General features: G+C 60.8%; 20 protein-coding genes. 13 read left to right on the top strand and 7 right to left on the bottom strand.

Features of this window, described 5'->3' with window-relative positions:
• Positions 1 to 36 precede the first annotated feature (36 nt).
• Genes EV281_RS22470 through EV281_RS22485 form a run of 4 tightly spaced genes read left to right on the top strand, consistent with a single transcriptional unit; the run spans position 37 to position 3,546 of the window.
• Positions 37 to 1,125, top strand: coding sequence for a fatty acid desaturase family protein (locus tag EV281_RS22470; protein ID WP_132656425.1), 1,089 nt, complete (start codon positions 37 to 39; stop codon positions 1,123 to 1,125).
• A gap of 34 nt (positions 1,126 to 1,159) precedes the next feature.
• A complete protein-coding gene (locus EV281_RS22475) occupies positions 1,160 to 1,474 on the top strand; it encodes a MocE family 2Fe-2S type ferredoxin (RefSeq protein WP_132656427.1) in 315 nt (104 codons plus the stop codon).
• Positions 1,475 to 1,482: 8 nt separating this feature from the next.
• Complete coding sequence (locus tag EV281_RS22480) at positions 1,483 to 2,709, top strand: FAD-dependent oxidoreductase (protein ID WP_132656429.1); 1,227 nt, start codon at positions 1,483 to 1,485, stop codon at positions 2,707 to 2,709.
• 33 nt (positions 2,710 to 2,742) lie between these two features.
• On the top strand, positions 2,743 to 3,546 hold the full coding sequence (locus tag EV281_RS22485; RefSeq protein ID WP_132656431.1) for a 3-methyl-2-oxobutanoate hydroxymethyltransferase: 804 nt from the start codon (positions 2,743 to 2,745) through the stop codon (positions 3,544 to 3,546).
• 170 nt (positions 3,547 to 3,716) lie between these two features.
• Here the strand turns inward: EV281_RS22485 and EV281_RS22490 are convergent, their stop codons facing one another.
• Both EV281_RS22490 and EV281_RS22495 read right to left on the bottom strand, forming a co-directional pair.
• The gene (locus EV281_RS22490) at positions 3,717 to 3,890 is read right to left on the bottom strand and encodes a type II toxin-antitoxin system RelE/ParE family toxin (protein ID WP_132656433.1); all 174 of its coding nucleotides are present in this window, start codon (positions 3,888 to 3,890) and stop codon (positions 3,717 to 3,719) included.
• Entirely contained in the window at positions 3,887 to 4,132 is a 246-nt protein-coding gene (locus EV281_RS22495) for a type II toxin-antitoxin system ParD family antitoxin (RefSeq protein WP_132656435.1), read from the bottom strand. Before EV281_RS22495 ends, EV281_RS22490 begins: the two co-directional genes overlap by 4 nt.
• Before the next feature lie 157 nt (positions 4,133 to 4,289).
• Between EV281_RS22495 and EV281_RS22500 the strand changes: the two genes are divergently transcribed.
• The 4 genes from EV281_RS22500 to nadC all read left to right on the top strand — a co-directional run bounded on the left by EV281_RS22500 (position 4,290) and on the right by nadC (position 8,671).
• Positions 4,290 to 5,186, top strand: coding sequence for a hypothetical protein (locus EV281_RS22500; RefSeq protein ID WP_132656437.1), 897 nt, complete (start codon positions 4,290 to 4,292; stop codon positions 5,184 to 5,186).
• A gap of 71 nt (positions 5,187 to 5,257) precedes the next feature.
• Positions 5,258 to 6,229: a quinolinate synthase NadA gene (gene nadA / locus EV281_RS22505; protein WP_132656439.1), complete on the top strand. Its 972-nt coding sequence runs from the start codon at positions 5,258 to 5,260 to the stop codon at positions 6,227 to 6,229.
• Complete coding sequence (locus tag EV281_RS22510) at positions 6,226 to 7,770, top strand: L-aspartate oxidase (protein WP_132656441.1); 1,545 nt, start codon at positions 6,226 to 6,228, stop codon at positions 7,768 to 7,770. Before nadA ends, EV281_RS22510 begins: the two co-directional genes overlap by 4 nt.
• A 1-nt stretch (position 7,771) precedes the next feature.
• Positions 7,772 to 8,671, top strand: coding sequence for a carboxylating nicotinate-nucleotide diphosphorylase (gene nadC / locus EV281_RS22515; RefSeq protein WP_132656443.1), 900 nt, complete (start codon positions 7,772 to 7,774; stop codon positions 8,669 to 8,671).
• A gap of 20 nt (positions 8,672 to 8,691) precedes the next feature.
• On the opposite strand, the gene EV281_RS22520 is transcribed toward nadC, so the two are convergent.
• From EV281_RS22520 to EV281_RS22540, 5 genes are all read right to left on the bottom strand, one after another.
• Complete coding sequence (locus tag EV281_RS22520; protein WP_132656445.1) at positions 8,692 to 9,186, bottom strand: VOC family protein; 495 nt, start codon at positions 9,184 to 9,186, stop codon at positions 8,692 to 8,694.
• A 74-nt stretch (positions 9,187 to 9,260) separates the two neighbouring features.
• Complete coding sequence (locus EV281_RS22525; protein ID WP_132656447.1) at positions 9,261 to 10,508, bottom strand: ABC transporter substrate-binding protein; 1,248 nt, start codon at positions 10,506 to 10,508, stop codon at positions 9,261 to 9,263.
• A gap of 26 nt (positions 10,509 to 10,534) precedes the next feature.
• The gene (locus tag EV281_RS22530; RefSeq protein WP_132656449.1) at positions 10,535 to 11,635 is read right to left on the bottom strand and encodes an ABC transporter ATP-binding protein; all 1,101 of its coding nucleotides are present in this window, start codon (positions 11,633 to 11,635) and stop codon (positions 10,535 to 10,537) included.
• A gap of 3 nt (positions 11,636 to 11,638) precedes the next feature.
• Positions 11,639 to 12,577, bottom strand: coding sequence for a carbohydrate ABC transporter permease (locus EV281_RS22535; protein ID WP_132656451.1), 939 nt, complete (start codon positions 12,575 to 12,577; stop codon positions 11,639 to 11,641).
• Positions 12,574 to 13,470 (bottom strand): sugar ABC transporter permease, encoded by an 897-nt coding sequence (locus tag EV281_RS22540; protein WP_132656453.1) that lies wholly within the window; start codon positions 13,468 to 13,470, stop codon positions 12,574 to 12,576. The genes EV281_RS22535 and EV281_RS22540 overlap by 4 nt, the downstream gene beginning before the upstream one ends.
• 180 nt (positions 13,471 to 13,650) lie before the next feature.
• Between EV281_RS22540 and EV281_RS22545 the strand changes: the two genes are divergently transcribed.
• From EV281_RS22545 to EV281_RS22565, 5 genes are all read left to right on the top strand, one after another.
• Positions 13,651 to 14,463 (top strand): aldo/keto reductase, encoded by an 813-nt coding sequence (locus EV281_RS22545; RefSeq protein ID WP_132656455.1) that lies wholly within the window; start codon positions 13,651 to 13,653, stop codon positions 14,461 to 14,463.
• Between the two features lie 132 nt (positions 14,464 to 14,595).
• Positions 14,596 to 15,036: a VOC family protein gene (locus EV281_RS22550; RefSeq protein ID WP_132656457.1), complete on the top strand. Its 441-nt coding sequence runs from the start codon at positions 14,596 to 14,598 to the stop codon at positions 15,034 to 15,036.
• A gap of 104 nt (positions 15,037 to 15,140) precedes the next feature.
• Complete coding sequence (locus tag EV281_RS22555; RefSeq protein WP_132656459.1) at positions 15,141 to 16,160, top strand: LacI family DNA-binding transcriptional regulator; 1,020 nt, start codon at positions 15,141 to 15,143, stop codon at positions 16,158 to 16,160.
• Between the two features lie 44 nt (positions 16,161 to 16,204).
• Positions 16,205 to 16,963: a sugar phosphate isomerase/epimerase gene (locus EV281_RS22560; RefSeq protein WP_132656461.1), complete on the top strand. Its 759-nt coding sequence runs from the start codon at positions 16,205 to 16,207 to the stop codon at positions 16,961 to 16,963.
• Positions 16,964 to 17,282: 319 nt separating this feature from the next.
• A complete protein-coding gene (locus EV281_RS22565) occupies positions 17,283 to 19,235 on the top strand; it encodes a BTAD domain-containing putative transcriptional regulator (protein WP_132656835.1) in 1,953 nt (650 codons plus the stop codon).
• Positions 19,236 to 19,290: the final 55 nt, after the last annotated feature.

Consider the following 19,290-nt stretch of genomic DNA (forward strand, 5'->3'; position numbering starts at 1 on the left):
TATTCTCCTGGCATGGAGCTTGGCAGGGAGGAAGGCATGGCTGGCGAGGCAAGAAGGCGCGATTACAGCCTTTTGGGCGAGAGCGGACGCACGGCGGTCGAAACCGGACTGGCGGCTGCCGAATGGTACCACACCGACATCCCTCGCAAGGAGATGAAGGCGCTGATGCAGCGTTCGGACGCGCCGGCTATCCGCGATACGGCGCTGTGGTTCGGCGCAATGGCGGTTTTCGCCGGATTCGGAATCTATTTCTGGGGCTCCTGGATCGTCCTACCTTTCTTCATGGCTTACGGCGTGCTCTACGGCTCGGCCTCCGACAGCCGCTGGCATGAATGCGGCCACGGCACGGCCTTCAAGACGCGCTGGATGAACGATGCCGTCTACCAGATCGCCTGCTTCATGATCATGCGCAATCCGGTGACCTGGCGGTGGAGCCATACGCGCCACCATACCGACACCGTCATCGTCGGCCGTGATCCGGAAATCGCCGTCATGCGACCGCCGGACCTGCTGCGGCTGATCCTGAACTTTTTCGGCATCCACGACGTCTGGCACGCGATGGTCGACATGCTGCGCAATGCAGCCGGTATTATCAGCGCCGAGGAGAAGACCTTCATTCCGGAAATGGAGCAGCCGAAGGCGATCCGCATCGCCCGCATTTGGCTTGCGATCTACGTCGTCACAATAGCGCTCGCCATCTACACGGGCTCGATCCTGCCGCTGATGCTGATCGGCCTGCCGCGCCTCTACGGCGCCTGGCATCACGTTCTGACCGGCCTTTTGCAGCATGGAGGGCTTGCCGACAACGTCATCGACCACCGGCTGAACAGCCGCACCGTCTACATGAACCCGATCAGCCGCTTCATCTACTGGAATATGAACTATCACGTCGAGCATCACATGTTTCCGATGGTGCCGTACCACGCGCTGCCGAAGCTACATGCGATGATCAAACACGACCTGCCGGCGGCCAACCAGTCGATCTGGTCCGGCTACAAGGAGATGATTCCGGCCTTCCTGCGTCAGCTTCGCAACGAGGACTATTTCCTGAAGCGGGAACTGCCGCCGACAGCGCGCCCCTATCGCGAGGAATTCCACGCCGAACTTGCGGCCGCAGCCCAATAAACAGTTCAAGAACAGGATCAAGGGAGGAAACGAGATGAGCGGAAACTGGATCGAGGTTTGCGGTAAGGACGAGATCGACGAGGAGGACGTCATCCGTTTCGATCATGGCGGCCGCACGTTCGCGGTCTATCGCAGCCCGGATGATGAATTCTTTGCCACCGACGGGCTCTGCACCCATGAGCAGATCCATCTCGCCGACGGGCTTGTCATGGACGATATCATCGAGTGTCCCAAGCACAATGGCCGCTTCAACTACAGGACTGGCGAAGCCAAGGGGGCGCCGGTCTGCGTCAATCTGAAGACCTATCCCGTCAAGGTCAAAGACGGCGCCATCTTCATTGCGATCTGAGGTGCGCCATGGCCCATTTCGTCATCATAGGGGCGGGAGAATGCGGTGCACGCGCCGCCTTCGCGCTCCGGGAAAAGGGGTTTGACGGCAAGATCACGCTCGTCGGCTCGGAACCGCACCCGCCCTATGAGCGACCGCCGCTTTCCAAGGCCGGTTTGTCGGGCAGCGTCGATCCAAAATTCATCGCGACGCACGAAACCTATGCCGCGGGCAACATCCGGCTGCTGACCGACGTAACGGCAACGGGTCTCGATGCCGAGGCCCACACCGTCACCCTGTCGGATGGCGGTCATCTTGCTTATGATCGGCTGCTACTTGCGACGGGCGCCAGCGCCCGCAATTTCCCGAATGCTCCGGCAAACAGCAGCCATATCCGCTCGCTGCGCACCCATCATGATGCGATCACCTTGCGTGCAATACTGCAGCCAGGTAGGCGGCTTGCCGTCATCGGCGGCGGTTTCATCGGTCTGGAGGTTGCGGCTACCGCCCGCCAGCTCGGCGCGGATGTGGTTCTCATCGAAGGGCTGGAGCGGGTGCTGAAGCGGGGCGTTCCCGAAGATATCGCGCATCTGATCAGCGAACGCCATCGTGCCGAAGGCGTCGATCTGCGTTGCAGCGCTTCCATCGAGACGCTCTCGGAACGGGAAGGCAAGGCCGTTATCCGACTTTCGTCCGGCGAGACGATCGAGGCGGATCTCGCGCTGATCGGCATCGGCGCGCGGCCGAATATCGAACTCGCGGAAGCTGCAGGGCTTGAGATCGACAACGGGATTGCCGTCGATGACCGGCTGCGTACGTCGGCGCTTGATATCTTTGCCGCCGGTGACTGCTGCTCCTTTCCGCTTGATATCTATGGCGGTCGGCGGGTGCGGCTGGAATCCTGGCGCAACGCGCAGGAGCAGGGCACCCTTGCTGCCGCCAACATGCTTGGCGCCGACATGCCGATCTCCGCGGTGCCGTGGTTCTGGTCGGATCAATATGACATGACGCTGCAGATCGCGGGACTTGCCGATGGCGCGGTCACGCATCTGCGCCGCGATCTCGGCGAGGGCGCCTTCATTCTCTTCCATCTCAATGCCGAAGGCCGGCTCCTTGCCGCAAGCGGCATTGGGCCGGGCAATGCGGTAGCGCGCGACATCCGGCTGGCCGAAATGCTGATATCAGCACGCGCCTATCCCGATCCTGCCGCGCTCACCGCCAGCAACGTCAAGCTGAAGACGCTGCTCGCCGCCTGAGAATTCCCCATATCGGCCCAAAAGGACATTGCGATGAAGAAACATAATCGCGCGACGGTCGCAGATCTGCTTGCACTCAAGGGAAAGCGCCAGCTGACCATGCTGCGCATTACCTCGCTCGAGGAGGCAGAGGCCGCCGAAAAGGCCGGCATCGATATGGTCTCGGTGCCGCCTGCCCTGCTTGGTCCGGCTTTTCGCGAGGCAGCACCGTCGCCTTTTGCCATTCCCGGCCTTGAATATGGCGACCATGTCTCCGCTGAAGACTACATGCGCGAGGCTTTCAAGGCATTGAAGACGGGCGGCGATGCCGTCTATTGCGCCGCGAGCCTGCAGACCATCCGCCGCATGCGCGACGAGGGCATTCCCGTCTGCGGCCATGTCGGCCTCATTCCATCGAAAGCCACCTGGACCGGCGGTTTCCGTGCCGTCGGCAAGACGGCGGCGAGCGCCTTCGAAGTCTGGCGCCAAACGAAGGCATTGGAAGAGGCAGGCGCTTTCGCAGCCGAGATCGAAGTGGTTCCCGGCGATGTCGCCGAGGCGATTTCCGACAACACGTCGATGCTGATGATATCGATGGGTGCAGGCCGTGGCTGCGATGCGCAATATCTCTTTGCCGACGACGTGCTCGGCTCCAACCGCGACCACACTCCGCGCCATGCGAAGATCTATCGTAACTTTGCGGCCGAATATGACCGGCTGCAGCGCGAACGCGTCGCCGCCTTCAGTGAACTCGCCGAAGATATCCGCTCCGGCGCCTATCCGGAAAAACGCCACCTCGTCGGCATCGACGAGGCCGAGTTGCGCAATTTCCTGCATCGGCTGGAAGGGGAACCGTGAGGCCCGCCTGGCCGGTTCTTCGGCGAGACGCACTCAGTGCAGAGGCGTTTCGCCGAGCCGTGCCTCCACATTCATTCGCTTATGCAGGATAGGAACGATTTCGGTCCGGCCATTTTCAATCGCGCGATAAAATAGGAATGTGAGTTCACATTGAGCTTAAATAGGCCCGGCTAAATATCGTCAATCGGCCGTCCTGTCCGGGCACCCGCACTCAAGTCTTCGCAAGCCTTTCGGATATCGTTGACATAGCGATCCGCCTGCTCTTCGCCCCAATTCTCAAAAGTATAATCCCAGATATTGTCGAGATCGGCGACGGCGGCCCTTGAAAGGATGTAGCCTTTCATCTTGCTCGCTTCCGACGCTTTCGGTCGAGGAATGTGTCGAAATCGAAATCCTCGGCACCGCCGCTATCGATGCCGATACCGATTGCATCGCGTAGCGCCTTCACCTTGGCCTCATGCTCCTCCAGAAGCCGCAGACCGGCCCTGATGACTTCGCTCGCCGAGCCATAGCGGCCTTCAATGATTTGTCGTTCGACGAAACCTGCAAAATGATCGCCCAACGCAATCGATGTATTTTTCGACATGAGAGCCTCCTGAATGTTACCAATATATACCAATTTTTGGTAACCCTACCCTCAATTCGGCGCCGCTTCTTTACCGGGGAGCAGGCGAGCCCTCATTGGCATTGATACGGCCCTATGTCAGAGAATAGATCCATCAGGAACAGATTCTCAGGCGCCGATGACGATAGGCTTTGCACATGCGGAACTGATTGCGGTTCTCGTCGCTGTGACGGGCGACGAGCCGCGCGTCATGACGATCCGCAATGGCGATGCGCTTCCATCAGGCCCTTTCGAAATGGGCCATCGCACGCTGCAGTCGGGCCTTCGCGAATGGATCCAGGAACAGACTGCCCATCCGGTCGGCTTTCTGGAGCAGCTCTACACCTTTGCCGACCGCGACCGGAATAATGATATCCAGGGCGGTCGCACCATCTCGATCAGCTATCTCGGCCTCGTCAACGAACAGTCGGGAGCCGGGCGGCCGGGCTGGCACGGCTGGTATGAATATTTCCCCTGGGAGGATCATCGCGACGGGCGTCCGGAAATTCTCGATGAACTCATCGCGCGGCTGCGGGGCTGGGCCGATGCCGAGCCTGCCAAGCGCGAATACAGGCATCGCCGCGCCGATTTCACCTTCGGGCTCGATGGCGCCAGATGGAATGAGGATTTGACGCTGCAGCGCTATGAGCTGCTCTACGAGGCAGGTCTTGTTGCCGAGGCCGGTTGCGGCAAGGACGACAATCTCGGCCGGCCGATGTTTGCCGATCACCGACGGATTCTGGCAACCGGCATCGCCAGGCTTCGCGCCAAGATCAAATATCGCCCGGTCGTTTTCGAGCTCATGCCCGAAAGCTTCACCCTGCTGCAATTGCAGCGCGCCGTCGAGGCTCTGGCCGGCCTGACGCTGCACAAGCAAAACTTCCGCCGCCTGATCGAACAGCAGGAACTGGTGGAGGAGACCGGCGAGGCAACAAGCGAAACCGGCGGCCGGCCGGCGAAGCTCTTCCGCTTCCGCCAGACCATTCTCGAAGAGCGCGCGCTCGCCGGAACGAAATTACCGCTCTCCCGCAATTGACATATGCTCATAGTGAGAATATCTCTTTGCTCAGGATATACTCAGATCGAGCATAATTGATGGAGCCGGCAATGAACCACCTCGTATCCGCGTCTTCCCTCTATGACCGCGTCAGCCGCGTCATTCCCAAAGCCGAATGGCTGACGTTTCAGGACGATGTCGAAGCGATCCTCGAGCTGAAGCGCAAACGCAATGCGGTCATCCTCGCGCACAACTATCAGACGCCGGAAATCTTCCATGGCGTCGCCGATATCGTCGGCGATAGCCTGGCTTTGGCGCGCAAGGCGATCGAGGTCGATGCCGACGTGATCGTGCTGGCCGGCGTGCATTTCATGGCCGAGACGGCAAAGCTCCTGAACCCGGAAAAGACGGTGCTGATCCCTGATCTCGGCGCCGGCTGTTCGCTCGCCGAATCCATCACGCCCGAGGATGTCGCGTTGCTGCGCCAGGCCCATCCGGGCGTGCCTGTCATCACCTATGTCAACACCTCGGCTGCCGTCAAAGCTGCCTCGGATATCTGCTGCACCTCAGGCAATGCCAGGAAGGCGGTCGAATCTCTCGGCGTGCCGCGCGTGCTGATGATTCCGGACGAATATCTCGCGCGCAATGTCGCCAAGGAAACCGATGTGGAGATCATCGCCTGGCACGGACATTGCGAGGTGCATGAACTCTTTACCGCCGATGATGTGCGGCAGTTGCGCGAAAACCATCCGGGCGTGACGGTGCTTGCCCATCCCGAATGCCCGCCCGACGTCGTCGCCGAGGCGGATTTCGCCGGCTCCACCGCCGTCATGTCCGATTATGTCGGGCAGAAGAAGCCGGCCCGCGTCGTGCTGCTCACCGAATGCTCGATGAGCGACAATGTCGCCGTGCATCACCCTGATGTCGAATTCATCCGCCCCTGCAATCTCTGCCCGCATATGAAGCGCATCACGCTTTCCAACATTCGCACGGCGCTCGAGGAAAACCGCCACGAAGTGACCGTCGACCCCTCGATCGCCGCAGCGGCTCGGCGGGCTGTCGAGAGGATGCTTGCGATATGAGCGCCATATTGGAGCAATTTGCCGGCCGCACTGTCATCGTCGGCAGCGGTCTTGCGGGATTGATGGCGGCGTTGACCCTGGCGCCCGAACCCGTTGTCATCGTCACCCGCGCCGGCCTAGGTGCAGAGACGTCGAGCGCATGGGCGCAGGGCGGCATCGCCGCCGCTTTGGGCGCCGATGACAGCGCCGAACTGCATCTTGCAGACACACTTGCTGCCGGCGATGGGCTTTGCGATCCGGCGATCGCTGCCGGCATCGTCACCGAGGCGCCGGCCGCCATTGCCGCGCTCGAACGTGCCGGTGTCCAGTTCGACCGGACAGCTGACGGTACTCTGTCGCTGGGCCTGGAAGCGGCCCATAGCCGCCATCGCATCGTGCATGCGCAAGGTGATGGATCGGGTGCGGAGATTATACGTGCGCTCGTTTCTGCCGTTGTCGCGACGCCCTCCGTCACTGTGCTCGAAGGACTGGAAGCCCGTCGCATCCTGACGGACGAAGCGGGTGTCACCGGCCTTGCCTGCGCCGGTAATCACGGTGCGGTCATCCTGCCGACGCGGCGGATCGTGCTTGCAACCGGCGGCATCGGCGGGCTCTATGAAGCGACCACCAATCCGACCGGCAATTTCGGGCAAGGGATCATGCTTGCGGCCCGCGCCGGAGCCGAGCTCGCCGATTTGGAATTCGTGCAGTTTCACCCGACCGCGCTCGACTCCCGCCGCCGGCCCCTGGCGCTCGTCAGCGAGGCGGTGCGTGGTGAAGGCGCCGTTCTCGTCAATGAGAGCGGTGATCGTTTCATGGCTAGCGTGGCAGGCGCAGAACTTGCCCCGCGCGATGTGGTGGCGCGCGCCATAAGCGCCGAACTGGCGCGTGGCGGCAGGGTCTTCCTGGACGCCCGAGAGGCACTTGGCGATCGTTTTGCCGCTCGCTTCCCCGTCATCGATGCGCTCTGCCGGGAAGCGGGCATCGATGCCAGCCGCCAGCTCATCCCAGTGCGCCCCGCCGTCCACTATCATATGGGCGGGGTCGCAACCGATGCGCATGGCCGCAGCTCCGTTGCCGGGCTATGGGTTGCCGGCGAAGCAGCCTCCACCGGCCTGCATGGCGCAAACCGGCTTGCCAGCAATTCGCTCCTGGAGGCAGCCGTCATGGGCGTGCGCGCCGCGCGCGATATTCTTTCGCGACCGACTGCAAAACCGCCGACGCCTGGGGCAAACTTTACGCTGCCGGTGGCGGCCGATCCTTCGTCCATCCGGCCGATCGTCTCGCGTCATCTGGGTGTGTTGCGCAATGCAGGCGCCATCCATGGCGCCGTGGCAAGCCTGCTGCCGCTCGCAGAAGGCAACAGTCCTGCTTCCGATCCCGCCATCGTGGCGCTGCTGATTGCAGTTTTCGCAAGCCTGCGAGCGGAATCGCGCGGCGCCCATGCCCGCACTGATTTCCCGTTGAAACGGGCCGAAGCCGCCCGACGGAAAATGACGCTGGCCGAGGCGCTGGAGATCGCCCGCGTCACCGCTTCCCATCCCCTTGCAAGGAGTGCCTGAGATGAGCCTCGCTTCCCTTCCGCGCGTCATTGTCGAACCGCTCGTGCGCGCGGCCCTTGCCGAGGATCTTGGCCTTGCCGGCGATATCACCTCCGCCGCCGTCATCCCAGGGGAACATCGATCGACGGTCGTCATGGCCGCCCGCCAGCCGGGTGTGGTGGCCGGTCTCGATGCGGCCGAGCTTGCCTTTCAGCTCGTCGATCCCGCTATCACCTTGAAACGGCATCTGCCCGATGGTGCCGCTGTTCAGCCGGGCGCTGTCATCGCCACCATTGAAGGCCCCTCACGCGGGTTGCTGACGGCTGAGCGCACCGCGCTGAATTTCCTCGGCCATCTCTCGGGCATCGCCACGGTGACCTCAGGCATCGTCGAGGCGATCCGCAACACCAAAGCTTCCGTCGTCTGCACCCGCAAGACAACGCCTGGCCTCCGGGCGCTCGAAAAATACGCCGTGCGCGCCGGCGGCGGCATGAACCACCGCTTCGCGCTCAACGACGCCGTACTGATCAAGGATAATCACGTCGCCATTGCCGGCGGCGTGGCGGAAGCGATCCGCCGCGCAAAGGCCGGCGTCGGCCATATGGTCAAGATCGAGGTCGAGGTCGACACGCTCGACCAGCTGCACGAGGCGATGGGCGAGGGGGTCGATGCCGTCCTCCTCGACAACATGACGCCCGACCAGCTGCGCGAGGCCGTCGGTATCGTCGCCGGGCGCGCGATCACCGAGGCTTCGGGCCGCGTGACGCCGGCAACGGCCCCTGCCATTGCCGCCTCGGGCGTCGACCTGATCTCCGTCGGCTGGCTGACGCATAGCGCCCCGGTGCTCGATATCGGCCTCGACTTCGTCGAAGCCGCAGAGGGCGCGGCAACACCTTTGCGCCGGCTTGCTCAGGCCTTCTGACCAAGCCGGCCGGCAAAGGTTCAAGCCGGCTGGTGCTGGGGTTGAGGCTCCATGTCCGAGTTGAATTCCAGAAGCTCGATCATGACGCCAAGATCCTTCACGGTGTCGTAATAGGCGTAGCGTCCGTGGCTGCCGTCGAATTCGCCCCGCTGCAGCAGGCGGTGCCCCTTGTCTTCGAGGTAGCGATTGCGGTTGGTCAGGTTCTTCGTCTTGAAGGCGATGTGGTGGCAGCCGGGGCCTTTCTCTTCCAGAAGGTCGCGCCAGGCACTCTTTTCCGGACCCGGCTGCAGGAATTCCACATCGATATTGCCGAACTTGAACATGATGATGCGGCAGCCAACCTCGGCAGGCTTGCCATTATAGATTGCCTTGGCCTCCTCGGGATCGGCAGCCTTGCCCTCGGGGGGAACGGGCTTGCCCGTCAGGTCGGAAAACCAGCGGGCTGATTTTTCCACATCGTCGGTGACAAAGCAGATCTGCATCACGGCGTCTTCATCAAGCAAACGCTTGTCCATCAAACTCTCCATTTTGGGCAACGGGAGGACGGCCCGCCAATCTGAAACGGACCGCCCTCCGGGAGGAAGGGCTTTCAACCAAGGATGGTTTGGTAATTTTCCTTGATCTTGGATATCGCGTCTTCGACGCTCATGTTGGGATCGCTCCAGAAATTGAACACGACGTCCCAGATCGAATTTTCCCAGTCGGCATCGCTGATCGCATGCGGGTTCTGCACCTGATGCTTCGGATCGGCGACGATCTTCAGCACCTCCTTCGAGCAGGCATCGAGGCTATCCTGCGGCGCGTCGAGGCGCACAGGCGTGGAGCCCTTCGCCTTGGCAAATTCAGCCTGCACGCTGGGATCGACGACGATGGAGGCAAAGTCGAGTTCGGCCTTGTCCTTGTCCGCTGGCTGGCCGCCGAGCAGACCCCAGCTGTCGACGGTCGCAACCACGGCCTTGGCGCCAGGGATCTGGATGCAGCCGAAATCCTTTCCGGCCGTCTTGCCGGCTGCCAGCCACTCGCCCTTCATCCAGTCGCCATGGATCTGCATCAGCGCCTTGCCGGTGATGACGAGATTGGTCGTCAGGTTCCATTCGCGGTTGGCCGAACCACTATCGGCTGCCTGCTGGAACTTGCGCAGATATTCGAAGATCTGCTTGAATTCCGGCGTGTCGAAAACGGCCGGATCGGGCTTCTCGCCATAGATCCTGTTGAAGAATTCCGGTCCGCCGATCGTCGCCGCCAGTGCGTGGGTGAGGTAGCCAACCTGCCACTGCTGGCCGCCGACGGCGAGCGGAATGATGCCGGCGGCTTTGATCTTGTCGAAGTCGGCAAACATCTGATCGAGCGACGTCCAGGCGGCCGGGTCGACGCCGACTTTCTTGGCGACGTCCATATTGTAATAGACCATGCCGTCAATGTGCAGCGCGGTCGGCACTTTCATGACTTGGTCATCGACGACCATCGAATGGGCAACCGCGTCAGGATATTTGTTAGGATAGCCATGGTCCTTGAAGAAATCGGTGAGCGGCCTTCCGAAACCCTGTTTCGTGAGATCCCGATAGACGCCGGGATTGGATTCCATGAAGAGGTTCGGCGGATTGCCGCCGGCAACGAGGTTCATCAGGTTGACGTTTGAGCCGGTGTCGTGCGGGATGGCGATATCGGTCCATGTGTGGCCCTTAGCCTCGAGATTCTTCTTCAGGACATTCAGCGCCGCCACTTCCGGAGGCGCGGACCAGGTATGGTAGATTACTAGTTCCGTCGCGTGCGCGGCCACGGGAGCGGCGCCTGCAAGCAATGCGGCTGTGATGCCGGCAATAATCCTGTTCATCATTTCCATTCCTCCCATCGGTTCTTCATTCACATCCGCTGCCCGGTCTGGGCATTAAAGACATTCGCCTTGCCGCGCGGAAATTCGGCCCGCACGGTCTGGCCGGACGCAAAACCGGCGGCGCGATCCGGATCGACGCGCAGTGCCAGAAGCTGTTCTCCGAAACCGAGATAGGCCGTCGCATCCGAGCCGGTGCGTTCGGCCTGACGCAAAGGCAGTTCGAAACGTGCCGCCGCATTGGCAATCGGCTGTTCGGCGACGACGAAATGTTCGGGCCGCAAGCCGACGATGACTTCTGCACCGCTTTCCGGCCTCTTCGAAAAGGCATAATCGCCGAGATCGATGGCATCGCCGGTGTCGAATGCGGCCCTGATGCTGCTGCCGTTCACCGTCAGCCGTGCCTTGCGTAGGTTCATGGCCGGTGCGCCGATAAAGCCTGCGACGAAGAGATTGGCCGGCCGGCCGTAGATTTCGTCGGGCGTGCCGAACTGCTGGATGACGCCGCCATCCATGACGGCGATCCGGGTTGCCATCGTCATCGCTTCGATCTGGTCGTGGGTCACATAGACGACGGTCGGCTTCAGCGTGTCGTGCAGCTTCTTGATCTCGAGGCGCATTTCGGTACGCAGCTTGGCATCGAGGTTCGACAATGGCTCGTCGAAGAGGATGACGCCCGCCTGCTTGACCAGCGCACGGCCGATCGCAACGCGCTGGCGCTGGCCGCCGGAAAGCTGGCCGGGTTTGCGCTTGAGCAGCGGCTCGATCTGCAGCAGTTTGGCGGCGACAGTGATGCGGCGCTCGATCTCGGCCCGGTCGAGCTTGCTTGCGGCGAGCCCGAATTTCAGATTCCCGTAGACGGTCTTGGTCGGATAGAGCGCATAGGATTGAAAGACCATGGCAAGCCCGCGGTCGCGCGGATCGAGGTCGGTCACGTCGCGTTCGCCGATCATGATGCGGCCGTCACTGACTTCCAGAAGCCCGGCAAGCAGGTTCAGCAGCGTGGTCTTGCCGCAGCCGGACGGCCCGAGCAGCACGAGGAAATCGCCGTCATCGACCGAAAGATTGAGGTCGTTCAGGATCGTCACGGCGCCGAAGGACTTGACGATGTGTTCGAAGGAGACGCGCGGCATGGCTCAACCCTTGATCGCGCCGGCTGTAATTCCCTGAACGAAGAATTTGCCGACGAGGAAATAGATGACGAGGGGCGGAATGGCGGTCAGAAGTGCAGCCGCCATATTGTCGTTATAGGCAACGACGCCGGTCGAGACGGTGATGAGATTGGCGAGTATGACCGTCATCGGCTGCGTGCCGAGACCGCCGAAGGTGACACCGATCAGATAGTCGTTCCAGATCGAGGTGATCTGCAGGATCAGAACGACGATCAGGATATTGCCGGACATCGGCAGGATGATCTCGAAGAAGATCCGCCAGAAGGAGCCGGAATCGATGATCGCCGCCCGCATGATCTCTTGGGGAATATCCTTGTAATAATTGCGGAAGATCAGCGTCAGCACCGGCATGGCAAGGACCGCATGGACGGCCGCGATCCCCCAGAGCGTGCCATAGATGCCGATCGTCGCGGTAATCCGGATCAACGGATACATGATCACCTGGAAAGGCACGAAGGCGCAGATGAATAGCAGGAACAGGAAGGCGTTGGCCCAGCGCACGTTCCAGAGCGCCAGCGCATAACCGGTCACGATCGACAGCGCGATGGAGAGGGCAAGCGAGGGAAAGAGGATCAGCACCGAATTCCAGAAGCCGACCTTCAGTCCGTTGCAGTTGATGCCCGAGCAGGCCTTGTTCCAGGCGTGATCCCAGGCCTCCAGCGTCCAGACCTGCGGCAGCGAGAAGATTGCGCCTTCGCGGATCTGGTCCATGGTCTTGAAGGAAGTGACGACGACGACATAAAGCGGCACGCAGAAAAACAGCGCGCAGATCGTCAGAAACATGAGAATGGCGATTGAACGTCCGGGGATGCGCTTCTTCTTGCGCGGAAAGAAGGGGCCGGCAGGCTGCGGCGAGGCATTGACGGCGTCTTCGAGCGCGGCCGCCTGGGTGAGCATATTCATCGTCCGCCTCCGTTCGCCCGGCGCTGCTGCCAGGCGGTGATCAGCACTAGCGGCAGGAAGATCGCCGCGGTGATGACGAGCATGGTGATGGCCGCTGCCGAGGCGTAGCCGATATTGCTTTTGGCCGAGAGCGCGTTGATGGTGAAATAGGCCGGCACCCAGGTGGAATTGCCTGGCCCCCCATTGGTCATGGCGACAACAACGTCATACGCCTTGATGACGCCGAGCGAGAGCAGGATGGCGCAGGTGATGAAGGTGAATTTCATCATCGGAATGATGATTTCGAGGTAGAGCCGCCAGAAGCTGACACCATCGAGACGCGCCGCACTCCAGATCTCGGTATTGATGGATTTCAGGCCCGACAGCATCAGAGCCATGTAGAAACCGGAGCTCTGCCAGATCGTGGCAAGGATGATGGCGTACATCGCCGTATCCGGACTTGCCAGCCAGTTGAAGCTGACCGAAGTGAAGCCCAGCCCATGCAGGAAGTTCTCGAGCCCGAGCTGCGGATTGAAGATCCACCGCCAGGCAGCGCCGGTGACGATCAGCGACACTGCCAGAGGATAGAGGAACACGGTGCGAAAGAAGCTCTCGCCGCGCCATTCGCGGTCGATCATCGCCGCCAGAACGAAGCCGAAGACGATGGCGAGCGCGCTGCCGAGACCGAGGATGACGAGGTTCTGCAGCGAAATCGTCCAGCCGGCGTCGTTGAAGAGCCGCTCGTACTGCCGGGTCCATTCGCTCCAGTCGATCTCATATTCCGGAAGACGCCGGCTTCGCGTCAGCGACAACCAGCCGGTCCAGCCTATGGCACCGACAAATGCGACAAGGGTGACGGCAACAGCCGGCGCGAGAGCCAGCTGGGGCGCCATTCGGCTCCAGCGTAACTGCATCACTTCCTCCCGAGACCGACGCTCCCACACCGGCCACCACCCGAAATCGGGCTTGTATTATCGTTAAACTATGATCAAAATTTACGTGAGGTCAACAGGCGTTTTCGCTGGACACAGCCCCAAGCTGTTGCAAAGCTCTGGAAATACCTGGTGGAATGAGGCGAAAGGGAGGAAATAGACTTGGAAAAACAGGATGTTATTCCGCGTATGGGATTTGGGACGTTCGGACGCAACGGCAAGGAGGGCATCGATGCGATCCTATGCGCGCTGGAGACCGGCTACCGGCATCTCGATACGGCGCAAACCTATGACACCGAATTCGAAGTCGGCGAGGCACTTCGCCGCTCCGGTCTGAAACGCGACGAGGTCTTTCTGACGACGAAGATCTCGACCGATAATTTCGGCCCTGGCGCGCTCGTTCCTTCACTGGAAAAAAGCCTGGAAGCGCTGAGGATCGACCAGGTGGACCTGACGCTGATCCATTGGCCGGCGCCTTACGGGCGCATTCCGCTGGAGGTCTATATGACCCAGATCGCCGAGGCGCAGGCCCGCGGCCTGACCAGGCTGATCGGCGTGTCGAACTTCACGATTGCCCTTCTGGAACAGACGGAAGCACTGCTTGGCAAAGGCAAGATCGCCAACAACCAGTTCGAGCTGAACCCGATCCTGCAGAACAAGAAACTCGCAAACTATTGCCAGGAAAAGGAAATTCTCGTCACATGCTATCTGCCGATTGCCCGCGGTATGCTTTCCGACGAGCCGGTGCTGCGCTCGATCGGTGAAAAACACGGCGAGACGCCGGAGCAGGTGGCAATCGCCTTCGAGCTTGCCAAGGGCTATTGCACCATCCCGACATCGGGCCGGCCGGAGCGCATCCGCTCGAACTTCAAGGCAAGTTCGATCACGCTTTCGCCTGACGAGATTGCTGCAATCGAAACCATCGACCGCGATCACCGGGTCGTCGATCCCGACTGGGGGCCGAAGTGGGACTGAGCCAATGCGGGCAGTTGACAATCGGCCGCATTCAGATCAATTGTGATCGTGTATTATCGTTAAACTAAATCCGGGTTACCGGTATGGAATAATTGAACGGCGGTTCCCTCGGAGCCGACGAGAGGAGGAAGCATGCTTGGAATTACCGGCTACGGCCATGTCGCGATCAAAGTGAGGGATCTCGACGCATCGCTCGAGTTCTACCGTGAACGGCTTGGCTTTCCGGAAATGCTGCGCCTGAAGAACGACGACGGCTCCACATGGCTCGTATATCTGCGTATCACCGATGACCATTATCTCGAAATCTTCCCCGGGGCCGAAAATGACCGGGCGCCGGGCTGGAATGCCAATGGCGTCAACCACATGTGCTTCACCATTGACGATCTCGATGCGACAGCCGAGCGCATCAAGGCAGCCGGCATCAAGCTGACAGCCGAGATCAAGCAGGGCCTTGACGGCAACCGCCAGGCCTGGATCGAGGATCCCGATGGCAACCGCATCGAACTCATGGAAATGCATCCGGACTGCCTGCAATATCAGGGCATCAAGCGGCTGCATGCCGAGGGAAAATGATGAGGCCGGGCAGCCGTCTTCTACGACGCGGCTGCCCTTTCGCTTTCCGCAGCCCGGCGTTATGGAAACGAAGATAAGCACTACGGAATATAGCACTGACGACCATGAGCAGATCGAGCGTTCGCCTCAAAGACATTGCCGACAAGACCGGATTTTCGGTCAATACAGTGTCGCTGGCACTGCGCGACAGCCCGCGTATTCCCGACGAGACGCGCCAACTCATCCGCCGGACGGCCGATGCACTGAACTACCTGCCGAACCATATCGCCAAGTCGCTCGTCAGCCGCGAGACGAAGACGATCGGACTCATCCTCACCGACATCACCAACCCGACGCTGACGCGCACGGCGCAGGCGATCGAGCTGGCGCTGGCCGAGCGCGGCTACGGCACGCTTTTTGCCACCTCCAATAATGATCCCGAGGAGGAAATCAAGGCGCTCGAAATGTTCCGCTCGCGCCAGGTGGATGGCATGCTCATCTACCCGCGCAGCCACCGGCGCCTCGACCACATCCGGAAAATCCGGCAATCGAACTATCCGATCGTGCTTCTGGTCGGCGATCCCGATGCCGGTATCGACGCCGTCTGTGTCGATGAACGGCGCGGCGCCTACAAGGCGACACGCCATCTGATCGATACCGGGCACAAGCGCATCGGCATCATCGACAGCGCCAATCCGCTCGGCAATGTCGAAAAGAGCGATGGTTATAGGCAGGCCCTTGCCGATGCCGGCATCGCTTTCGATCCCAAACTGGCCGCCGACCCGCATGGCCATTCGGTGATCAAGGGCTATTGGGCGATGGACGCACTGATGAACGTACCGAACCGGCCGACGGGGGTTTTCACCGCCAATGATTCGCTTGCCATCGGCGCGCTTCGCTGGTGCCAGAAGAATGACGTGCAGGTGCCGAAGGATGTCGCCATCATCGGCTTCGACAATATCGAATTTGCCGAACATGCGGCAACGCCCATCTCCAGCGTCAACTATGCCGTCGACATGGTGACCGAGCTTGCCGTCGAGCGGCTCATGAAGCTGGTCGCGGCCAAGGACGGGCTGCCGGAGCCGCGCATCACACAGATCGAACCGGATCTGGTGATCCGGGAAAGCACCATCGGCCGCAGCTAGAACCGGCAAGCCGGGCTCAGTGGCCAGGCAAAAAGGGAGGAAGAATGGCCTATCCGATTTCCTATCAGCTCTATTCGTCGCGCAATTTTCCGCCCCTCCTTGCCCAGTTCCCGGAACTGAAGGCCTTCGGTTATGATGCGATCGAACCCTGGCTTCCGGCCTATGAGGCCGATGCCAAGGCCTTTCGCAAGGCGCTCGACGATGCGGGGCTCAAATGCCATTGCTTCCACATGCCGCTGAAGGGGCTGATCGAAGAGCCGCAGCGTTTCGTTGACATCGCGCTGACCATGGGTGCGACGGTAATGATCCCGCCTTATGTAACGCCGGAAGAGCGCGGCACGAGGGATGATGACTGGAAGGACCTTGGGAAGAAGCTCGCCGAAGGCGCCGATCGTGTCGCATCCGACGGGCTCAAGGTCGCCTGGCACAACCACGATTTCGAGTTCTGGCCGCTGGCGAGTGGTTTGCGTCCCATTGACCTGATTTTCGAGGGTGCGGGTGCCGACGTCTGGTTCGAGATCGATTGTGGCTGGATCACCCGGGCCGGGGCCGATCCGGCGGCCGAACTTCAAAAATTCGAAGATCGCATCATCGCCATTCAGATGAAGGACATGGCCCCTGAGGGCACGAAGGAAGATGATGGCTGGGCGGCGACCGGCGACGGCATCATCGGCTGGGCAAAGCTCGTACCACTCTTCCGGATGACGAAGGCCGAACACATCGTCACCGAACACGATAACCCGTCCGACTGGCGGCGTTTCGCCAAACGCTCGATCGAGCATATCAAGGCGCTCGGGCTCTGATTGTACCCCTTACCCCCTCGTCTAAATCGCCTCGTAATTTACGGCCGTAACGCGCATGATAGTTGTCTTTCAGCCCGTAAGCTGCGGCTGCGCCCGGTCCGTATTACGGGATGATGTTCCGGAATAAGGCGGCGTCTCGCGCCTACATGCAGTATTTGTAAATTATACTGGTAGCAAATACCGCCCAAGACCGTAAATAATCGATGAAAATCTCAATCCAGACAGGTAAAAGTGCTTCCCGTTGCATGCTAATCGATCTAACATTGTGCAACCAGTCGGTTCGTCCCAAGCGTTCCGGCTTTTGAAGGTGAGAACCGTGATGGACGGGTCAACCGGGGAAGTAAAAGCGAACAGACTATGTCTGCTCGGCAGGCCGCGATTATTGGCCGCCGGGACCGAACTCCCCTTGCCCGAAAAATCCTATTTCCTGCTGGCGTTGCTGGCGCTATCCCAGGAACCGCTGGTCGACCGCGAAACCATCCGGTGCCAGCTCTGGCAATCCGAACTTCCTGAAAAACGTGCCGGCAGCCTGCGTCAGCTCCTGTCTCGCATAGAACAGAGCATTCCCGAGGGCTTGCCGCCCTTGCTCATTGCCACGCGCACCCATCTCGGCCTCGCACCCGGCTGGGAGATCGACCTCAAGATCCTCAAGCGGAAGGAGATGCTGAGGCGAGAAGAAAGCGACATCCTGCTTGGCGAACTGCTCGAAAGCGTCAAGTCTCCCACACAGGGTGCGGAAGACTGGCTGACCTTCGAGCGCCAGCGGATCGACGAATTGCGCTCGGCCCATCTTGTCCGCCTGCTGGAAAACGAAAACGAGCGCACGGACGAGGAACAGATCGGCTTTGCCAAGCGCCTGATCGAGCTCGATCCCGCCAATGAAATCGCCTGCCGGGCGCTGATGCGCGCCCTTGCCCGCATGAACGACCTGCCGGCAGCGCGTCAGGCCTATCTGAAGTGCCGCACGCAACTCAGGGACGATTTCGACGTCGAGCCGGACGAGGCGACGACGGCGCTTGCCCGCGAGCTCGGCATATTGGCGGCCGCACAGCCGGCGACAGACCGTCCCCGTCCCACCTCCGATCTTTTGATCGATCCGGCGGGCCAGCCACGCATCGTCATCCTGCCGCCCGAAAGCATCTTCACCGATCCTCTGATGGACCGGGTCGGCCGCGCACTGCTCGAAGACGTCACGATCGGCCTCAGCCAGCAGCGCGGCTTCAAGGTGATCGCCGCCCATACGAGCCTGGAAATGCTGAGCCGCGCGCTCGATCCGACACGCCAAACAGTCGGCCCAATCGACCTTTCGTTCGACTATGCGGTCTATGTGACGATCCAGGGCCGGGACGAGGATGTCTATGCCACCTGCCGGCTGACGCGCACAGCCACGTCCGAAGTACTGTGGGCGGTCGAAATTCCCTTCGCGATGCAGAGAATCAGCGAAGCCTTCAGCCAGCTCACCCGACGCATCGTCATGACGCTTGCCGATACGATCGAACGCTACGAACTGGCAATGCCGCTCGGTGACGTGCCGGCTTCGGCCTATCGCCTCTATCTCGAAGGAAAGCGGCTGATTTCCCAGACCGACCTGCAGCATCTGCGCCAGGCGCGCAAATGGTTCAAATCGTCGCTCAGCCGTTATGAACATTTCTCGCCTGCCCATGCAGGCCTGTCGCGCGCGCTCGGCATGGAATGGCTGATCCGCGGCATGCACGACCGTGACCTGCTGGATGAAGCCTACGCCTCCGCAAGGATGGCACGGCAGACAGACCCGAACAGCGGCCGGGCCTATCGCGAGCTTGGCTTCGTGGCACTGTATCGTCGCCGCTTCGAGGAAAGCCTCGAAATGTTCGAGCAGGCGCGTGAGCTCAATCCCAACGATGCCGACATCCTTGCCGATTATGCCGACGCGCTGCTGCACAATGCCGAATTCGACAAGGCACTGGAATTGAGCAAGGCAGCCTTCAAGCTCAATCCGCTGCCGCCGGATTATTATTACTGGAACCTCGGGGGCATTCATTTCGACCGCGAAGAATATGAGGAAGCGATCGAGGCACTGGAGCCGGTGAAGACCAAGCAGGCCACGGCCCGGCTGCTCGCCGCCTCGCATGCCATGGCCGGCGACCTCAAGAAGGCGCAGAAATATGCGCAAGTCGTGCTCGAGAATTTTCCGGATTTCCGCAGCGAGGACATCCGACACTTTATCCCTGACCGCGAGCAGGTTCACACGAACAGGCTGATTCATGCTCTTCAGCTGGCTGGATTGCCCTGATAGCTCGCATTTTAACAATGCCTGTAACGCTTGAATGACGCAGGCAATGCTCTCT

Origin of the sequence: Rhizobium sp. BK418 (assembly GCF_004341105.1) — a bacterium.
In the GTDB taxonomy this organism is placed as follows: Bacteria; Pseudomonadota; Alphaproteobacteria; order Rhizobiales; family Rhizobiaceae; genus Rhizobium.